We start from the raw sequence: 7,337 nt of genomic DNA, 5'->3' as shown, positions 1-7,337 counted from the left end.
GCACGGGTCGGTCTCCACGGAGACCGACCCGTGCCGGCCCCAGGTCCAGGGGGCGCTGGCCAGACTCTTTCGAGGCAGGGGAATCATGACAATGGCGTCAACGACATCGACGTCCCAACCACCCGTCACCTATCGAGAGGTGACCGACCACAACGGCCGGGTGTTCCGCGTCGGCGAGACCGACATGGACATCATGGGCCGGAAGCGCAAGTGGATGGTCATCCTGCCGTGGGTAGGCATGATGGGCATCAGCTCGGCGGAGTACGCGTTCGCGTCCGCCGAGGACACGCTCCACACCGCACATGCGTGGAGCAGCCTGCACATCTTCTGGATGCTCGGGGTCTGGGTGTTCTTCCAGGCCGCGGTGGCCTTCCCGGCGGGCAAGCTCCGCGAGTCGGGGAAGCTGCCCGCGCGCTGGGCGATGATGTGCGGCGCCCTGGGCACCTTCCTTGGCTACCTGTCGCTGGCGTACGCACCGCACGTGGTCGTCGCGTACATCGGCTTCGGCATGTTCAGCGGCATGGGCGCCGGCATGGTCTACGCGACCTGCGTGAACATGGTCGGCAAGTGGTACCCGGAACGGAAGGGGGGCAAGACCGGCTTCGTCAACGGCGGCTTCGCCTACGGCTCGGTGCCGTTCGTCTTCCTCTTCACCGGCTACATGAACCTGACCAACTTCCGCTGGGTGCTGGTCTCGGTCGGCATCTTCCTCGCGGCGACCGTCGCGGTGGCGGGGTACTTCTTCAAGGACCCGCCGAAGAACTGGTGGCCGGCCGACGTCGACCCGCTGAAGGTGCCCGACGACCCGCGGGCCCGGCGTGCCATGGAGAAGAACCCGCCCGCCGTCCGGCAGTACACCCCCGCCGAGGCGTGGCGGACCGGCCGGGTGGCGCTGATGTGGTTCTGCCTGCTGTGCACCTCGGGCGTGAACATCTTCGGCATCGCCTTCCAGGTCGACATCGGTGAGGAGGCCGGCTTCGCCGGCGGGATCGTGGCCACGGCCATGTCCCTGAAGGCGATCGTCAACGGCACGGGCCGCGGCGTCATCGGCTGGCTGTCCGACCGTTACGGGCGCAAGCAGTGCCTGATCTTCGTCTGCTTCGTCCTCGGCCTCGCGCAGTACGGCATCCTGTGGTCGGCGGACATCAAGAACCTGCCGCTGTTCCTGATCTTCTCGTCCATCTCCGGGTTCGGCGGCGGCGCGATCTTCCCGATGTTCGCGGCGATGACGGCCGACTACTTCGGTGAGAACAACAACGCGTCCAACTACGGCCTGGTCTACAGCTCCAAGCTGGTCTCGGGTCTGCTCGGCTCCGGCATGGGTGCCTTCGTCGTCAGCCACTGGGGCCACAGCGGGGCGTTCACCCTCGCGGGTTCGATCTCGCTGTTCGCGGGCTTCGTCGCGCTCTTCCTCACCCCGCCGGGACGTCCGAGGAAGAAGGACATCAAGCCCAATCCGCAGCCCATCAGCAGGGAGGCGATCTGACGTGACCGCCGGAGAGCACCCGGGGCTCCGGCACGGCACCTCGTGCCCGACGACCGGGTGTTCCTCCCGTCCGCCGCGGCGTCCCCGGACCACCCCCGTGTCCTAGGGAGACGGTGCCGGCATGACGTGGGCCTCAGTCGTGGGACGCCACGGCTGAGGCCCACGCGGCCGTCCGTCAGCCCGAGCGGTCGGCGGCGATCGCCTTGTGGTGCCGGATGACCTCTTCGACGATGAACTTCAGGAACTTCTCCGCGAAGGCCGGGTCGAGGTGCGCGTCCTCGGCCATCCGGCGCAGCCGGGCGATCTGTTCCGCCTCGCGCCCGGGATCGGCGGGCGGCATGTTGTGCGCCGCCTTCAGCTCACCCACCTGTTGCGTGGCCTTGAAGCGTTCCGCGAGGAGGTGCACCAGGGCCGCGTCCAGGTTGTCGATGCTGCCGCGCAGGTGGCGCAGCCGCTCCAGGGCGGCCGTGTCGTCCGCGTGTCCGTCGTCCATCCGCCCAGCCTAACCAGCGGGACGCCGATCAGTCGGTACGTCCTGTCACGGCGACGGTGACGCCGAGGCCGATCATCGCGAGGCCGCCCGCACCGCCGACCAGCGACAGGCGGCGCGGGGAACGGGCGAACCACGAACGGGCCGCGGCGGCGACCAGGCCCATGGTGCTGTCCGAGACGAGGGCGATCGCGTTGAAGACCAGGCCGAGCAGCAGCATCTGCACGGTGACGTGACCGGCCGGGCGGTCGACGAACTGCGGCAGCACCGCCGCGTAGAAGACCATCGTCTTGGGGTTCGAGACCCCGACCACGAAGCCCTCGCCGAGCGTGCGCAGCGCGCCGCGCGCCGCCCCCGCCTCCCCGGACACCATGGCCAGGGCCCCGCGGTGCCGCAGCGCCTTGACCCCCAGGTACACCAGGTAGGCGGCGCCGGCGAGCTTGAGGGCCGCGAACAGCAGCGCCGAGCGCTCCACCACGGGGCCGACGCCGAGGGCGACCGCGACCACCAGGACGTACGAGCCGAGCGTGTTGCCGGCGACGGAGGTCAGCGCGACACGACGCCCGTGGGCGAGCGCGCGGCCGATGACGAAGAGGACGCTGGGGCCGGGGATCAGCACGAGCACCAGCGATACCAGGGCGAATGCCGCGAGTCGGTCGATGGACACCATGCCCGGAGGGTAATCGGGTATATCTTCCGGCGCACCGCATTAAGCGCGGGGTCTAAGGAGGCGGGATCGATCATGGGTGAGCCGCAGGGCGAGCAGCTGGAGGCCGTACGGGCCCGGCGGGAGGAATTGCGCGGGAGGTACCTGCGCGAACCGGCGGAACGGCCGGCGACGCGGGCGGCGGGGGTGCACCACGTCGCGTTCATCTGCCGCGACGTCGAGGAGACCGTCCGCTTCTACCAGGAGTTCCTGGGCTTCCCGTTGGTGGAGCTGGTGGAGAACCGGGACTACGCGGGCTCCAGCCACTTCTTCTTCGACATCGGCCACGACAACCTGCTGGGGTTCTTCGACTTCCCCGGCCACGAGCACCCCGAGCAGCACGAGACGATCGGCGGACTGCAGCACCTGGCGCTGTCGGTGACCGGCGAGCAGTTCACCGAGGCGAAACGCCGGCTGGACGAGGCCGGGGTGGAGTACCTCGGGCCGGACCGGGGCGTGGAGGACAGCCTCTACATCCGCGATCCCAACGGGGTCAACGTGGAGCTGTACCGCGAGGACCTCGGCCACTTCGACGGCAAGCCGCTGCTCTGAGCCCACGGGGCCCGGCGGGGCGGAGCGGGGTCAGTCCTCGTGGGAGCGCTGGTGGTACGAGGTCCTGGTGTGCTCGGTGTGGGCGCGCATGACCTGCTGGGCGCGCTCCCCGTCACGGTCGGCGATCGCCGCGATCAGCTCGCGGTGCTCGACCCACGACTGCATGCCGCGCTGCCGGGCCACCGGGGTGTAGTACCAGCGCACGCGCCGCTCGACCTGCCGGGCGAGTTCGGCGAGCACCGCGTTCCCGGCCAGTTCCATGACGCAGGCGTGGAGGGCGGCGTTCGCCGCGACGACCGCGTCGACGTCGTCGGCGGCGACGGCCGCCTCGCCCGTCCCGCACAGCTCGTCCAGCCGCTCCAGGCCCTTGGAGGTGGCGTTGGCCGCGGCGAGGCGGGCGGCCTCCGTCTCCAGCAGGGCGCGGACGACCAGGAGTTGGTCGGCCTCTTCGTCGGTGGGCTCGTGGACGAAGGCCCCCTGGGCCGGGCGCAGGTCCACCCACCCCTCGGTGTTGAGCCGTTGCAGGGCCTCGCGCACCGGTTGGCGGGAGACCCCGAGGTGGCCGGCGAGTTCGGTCTCCACCAGGTGCTGGCCGGGGGTGAGCGAGCGGGTGATGATCAGCTCGAGCAGCGCTTCGTACACCTGCTCACGCAGGGGTCCCGGACGCTGGAGCTTGGGCACGGATCCCTGCGACAGCCCGCTGGACAGCATCGAGGCCCCAACCTTTCCCGGGGATGATTGGCTTTCGTCTACAGTCTACGCGCGCAGGGCCCTGGCGCGGACACCGCACCCAAGCGTGACGCGCTTCACACCGGCGGCGCGGCGCACCGCTATGCGGCGCCGGTGAGCTGGGAGGTCTTCAGGACGACCAGGGTCACCAGCACCAGCAGCACCACGGCCATCCCGGCCGCCTGCCACAAGCCGCGGTGCCTGCGGGGCGCGTGGGCCAGGACGAGGCCGACCGCACCTCCGGTGAGCAGGCCGCCGAGGTGGCCCTGCCAGGAGGTCACGGCGGCGGAGACCGCCATCCAGACCAGCAGGCCGATGAGGAGCTGACGCCCGCCGACCGGGTCGTGGTGGAGGCGCTTGCTGAGGACGAAGTAGGCCGCGCCCAGACCGAAGATCGCGCCGGAGGCTCCGACGGCGCCGGAGTGCGGCGCGAGCAGGTACACCAGCACGGAGCCGCCGAGGGCGGAGAGCAGGTAGAGCCCGACGAAGCGGATCCGGCCCAGCTGGGCCTCGACGGCCGGGCCGAGGGTCCACAGCGAGTACATGTTGAGGAGGATGTGCAGGATCCCGAAGGTGCCCTCGCCCGGCGGCTGGTGGAGGAAGGCCGAGGTGATCAGCCGGTACCACTCGCCGTGCGCGATGCCGACGGCCTCGAAGCCGGGGTACGCCGAGCCGTCGTACATGTATGCCGCGCCGTCGGGGCCCAGCAGCCCCTGCCCCAGGGCACCGAAGCGCGCGACGAGGTCGGAGCGCACCAGTTCGCCGAGGTAGGCGACGACGTTCAGGGCGATCAGGATCTGCGTCACCACCGGCGTGCCCGAGGTCGCCACGCGGCCGCCGAAGACGGTGCGTGCCTGGCGGACGCTCCTGCCGCCCTCCTTCACGCACTCCGGGCAGTGGTGGCCGACCGCCGCCTCGCGCATGCAGTCGGGGCAGATGGAGCGGTCGCAGCGGGTGCAGCGCACGTACGTCTCGCGCTTGGGATGCCGGTAGCAGGTGGTGACCGGCGGCTCGGTGCCCTGGTCGGTGTCCGTGGTGCTCACGAGCGCGAGGCCCCCCATGTGGCGTACGGGACGTTGGAGTCGCACGTTTGTACCCACCCCGGGCACAGGGCGTCAAACCACTCCGCTCTGCGCCTCCATGCGCAGGCCGGAGGCCCGGTCGGCGAGGACGACGGTGACCACGGTGAGGTCGGCGGCGTCGTTGCCGCCGGGACGCATGGAGATGAGGTCGGCCATGGTCACTCCCGGGCAGATGGCACCGTCCGGCAGTTCGACGACGAGCTGGAGGAAGTCGTCCTCCGTCACGCGGACGGTGCCGGTCGCGGGAGGGGCCTGGCCGGCCTCGTACATCCCCTCGTCGATCCGGGCGGTGAGGCCGCGGGCGCCGGCGAGGAGGCCGCCGCCGCGCCCGGCGTGCACCTGCACCGTGACCGCGCCGGCCAGCGGGATCCGCAGCGTCAGCGGGCGCCGATCCGGTCCCGGGGAGACGGTGAGGCGCACCTTGAAGGTCGGCCTGCCCTTCATCCGGGGGAGGTTGTCCGCGCCGTAGCTCCCGATGACCATGTCGCGCGACACGCCGGGCTCGCCGACCTGCCGCGCGGCGCCCTTCCCGCACTCCCCCGGCCGGGAGACCGCCGCCGCCTCCCGTCGCGGGCCGTTCCCCCAGGCCAGTTGGGCGACCAGCAGGGCCGCGGCGGCCAGCGGGACGCCGATGCGCCACCACGTCCCCCGGCTCACCGAGAACGGGTCCCCGGCCACCGCACACCTCCTCGCCCGGCCGCGTCCGTCGTACGCCGATGCTATTCCGCGGCTCCGGTCGGTCTCGGTCGGGGGTGGGGGGTCCCCCTACCGTGATGCCTTGACATCCTCCTCGCCTTAATGGACGGGGATTCCTGGCTCACGTGGGCTGGGGACCAGCGGTCCGCCAGCGCTTACACGATCGGCACCAGCCGGGTTGAGACCAGCCCGGACCAGCATCACGCGTGCGGAGTTCTTGTCCCTGGGGGACACGGCTCCGCACGCGGTGCAGGTGTAGGTACGTTCCGAGAGCGGGAGTGCGTGCTTGGTTCTCGCTCCGCACGACGCGCAGTCCATGGTGGTGTGCGCGGGATGCACCAGGCGGACGTCCCGCCCGTGCTTGCGGCCCATCTCGATCAGGGCCGTCTTCGTGGCGCCGATCGCAGCGTCCGCCGCCTTCCGCGCCATCGTGGTCCGGCTGAGGAACTTCGGCCGGAAGTCCTCGACCGCGATCGCATCGTGGTCGGTCACGACGTGCTTGGCCCACTTGCGGGCGGTGTCCTGCCGCTGACGCGCCACCTTCTTGTGCAGCTTCGCCGCCTGGTGCCTGGCCTTGCGATAGCCCCTGGACCCAGCCTGCCCACGAGCAGGCTTACGCCGGGCCATCATCCGCTGATACCGCGCGAGACGCTGCGCGGCCGTCTTGCCGTGCTGAGCGTGGGGCAGGTCATAGGCATCGCTGGTCGTGGTCGCGGTCTCACGCACGCCCCAGTCCACACCGATCACTGCGCCGGTGGCGGGCAGCAGCTGCACCTCGACGGCGACAACGAACGAGGCGTACCAGTGGCCGAGGCTGTCCCGGTACACGCGTACAGAGGATGGTGCGGACGGCAGGTCTCGGGACCACACCACCGTGAGCACGATGCCGCCGGCCAGGTGCAGACGTCCGTCCTTGAGCCGGAAGCCGCGGGTGGTGTAGTTCAGCGTCGGTGCGGCCTCGCGCTTGCGCTTGATGCGGGGCATCCCGGCCCGCTGCCCCATCGGCAGCCGTGCCGCGATGTCCTTCAACGCTTTGACGCGGGACTTCGCGAAGTCCCGGATGATCTGCTGCTGCGGCACCGAACTGCCCTCCCGCAGCCACGCCATCGACCGCCGCGCCTCAGTCAGCATCCTGTCCAGCTGCGCCGGGCCGCACGTGATCTTCTGCTCGGCGGTCCTGTTCAGGCCGTGGACCTTGCGGGACACCGCCACACACTCGTTCCACACCCACCGGCACCGCGCCCACTCCGCCTCCAGACCGGCACCCGCCGACGACGACACCCGCAGCCGAAAGGCGACCGGGCATGCCCCGACCCCTGCTCGGCCATCACTGTCGACGTCACGCCCCGGAACCTAACAGCCCCCACTGACAATGAAGGAGAGTGCAGGTCAGAACGGATATGCAGAGAGCTCCGCCGCTTCGGGCTCCGACTCAATGACCCATTCCTCCCCGGCCTGAAGGCCGGGGCATCCTGCGAGAAATCAGGTGAACTCCCCTCGGCGGAACGGAACTCCCCTCCGGCGGAACGCCGGCCGGGACCGCCTTTACGACCCCTTGACCTCGTGGAGACGAATACTGTACACAGTATTCGTCCG

The 7,337-nt window shown here is 70.5% G+C and carries 8 protein-coding genes; 2 read left to right on the top strand and 6 right to left on the bottom strand.

Translation table 11 applies throughout. From position 1 onward, the window contains the following. Positions 1–91: 91 nt before the first annotated feature. Positions 92–1,486, top strand: coding sequence for an OFA family MFS transporter (locus ACFV3E_RS42725; protein ID WP_500541364.1), 1,395 nt, complete (start codon positions 92–94; stop codon positions 1,484–1,486). Positions 1,487–1,661: 175 nt separating this feature from the next. On the opposite strand, the gene ACFV3E_RS42720 is transcribed toward ACFV3E_RS42725, so the two are convergent. Both ACFV3E_RS42720 and ACFV3E_RS42715 read right to left on the bottom strand, forming a co-directional pair. Next, complete coding sequence (locus ACFV3E_RS42720) at positions 1,662–1,979, bottom strand: chorismate mutase (protein WP_500541362.1); 318 nt, start codon at positions 1,977–1,979, stop codon at positions 1,662–1,664. A gap of 28 nt (positions 1,980–2,007) precedes the next feature. Then, the gene (locus tag ACFV3E_RS42715) at positions 2,008–2,646 is read right to left on the bottom strand and encodes a LysE family translocator (RefSeq protein ID WP_500541360.1); all 639 of its coding nucleotides are present in this window, start codon (positions 2,644–2,646) and stop codon (positions 2,008–2,010) included. A 72-nt stretch (positions 2,647–2,718) separates the two neighbouring features. On the opposite strand from ACFV3E_RS42715, the gene ACFV3E_RS42710 reads away from it, so the two are divergent. Next, the gene (locus ACFV3E_RS42710; protein ID WP_499514920.1) at positions 2,719–3,234 is read left to right on the top strand and encodes a VOC family protein; all 516 of its coding nucleotides are present in this window, start codon (positions 2,719–2,721) and stop codon (positions 3,232–3,234) included. Positions 3,235–3,264: 30 nt separating this feature from the next. On the opposite strand, the gene ACFV3E_RS42705 is transcribed toward ACFV3E_RS42710, so the two are convergent. From ACFV3E_RS42705 to ACFV3E_RS42690, 4 genes are all read right to left on the bottom strand, one after another. After that, positions 3,265–3,945, bottom strand: a complete 681-nt coding sequence (locus ACFV3E_RS42705) for a GntR family transcriptional regulator (protein WP_500541358.1) — start codon at positions 3,943–3,945, stop codon at positions 3,265–3,267. A 119-nt stretch (positions 3,946–4,064) separates the two neighbouring features. Beyond that, positions 4,065–5,024: a rhomboid family intramembrane serine protease gene (locus ACFV3E_RS42700; protein WP_500541356.1), complete on the bottom strand. Its 960-nt coding sequence runs from the start codon at positions 5,022–5,024 to the stop codon at positions 4,065–4,067. Between the two features lie 54 nt (positions 5,025–5,078). Then, the gene (locus ACFV3E_RS42695) at positions 5,079–5,723 is read right to left on the bottom strand and encodes a hypothetical protein (protein WP_500541354.1); all 645 of its coding nucleotides are present in this window, start codon (positions 5,721–5,723) and stop codon (positions 5,079–5,081) included. Positions 5,724–5,840: 117 nt separating this feature from the next. Beyond that, positions 5,841–6,998: an RNA-guided endonuclease InsQ/TnpB family protein gene (locus ACFV3E_RS42690; RefSeq protein WP_500541366.1), complete on the bottom strand. Its 1,158-nt coding sequence runs from the start codon at positions 6,996–6,998 to the stop codon at positions 5,841–5,843. Positions 6,999–7,337: the final 339 nt, after the last annotated feature.

The organism is Streptomyces sp. NPDC059718 (assembly GCF_042733315.1).
Classification (GTDB): Bacteria; Actinomycetota; Actinomycetes; order Streptomycetales; family Streptomycetaceae; genus Actinacidiphila.
This window is presented reverse-complemented; position numbering and strand designations above follow the sequence as displayed.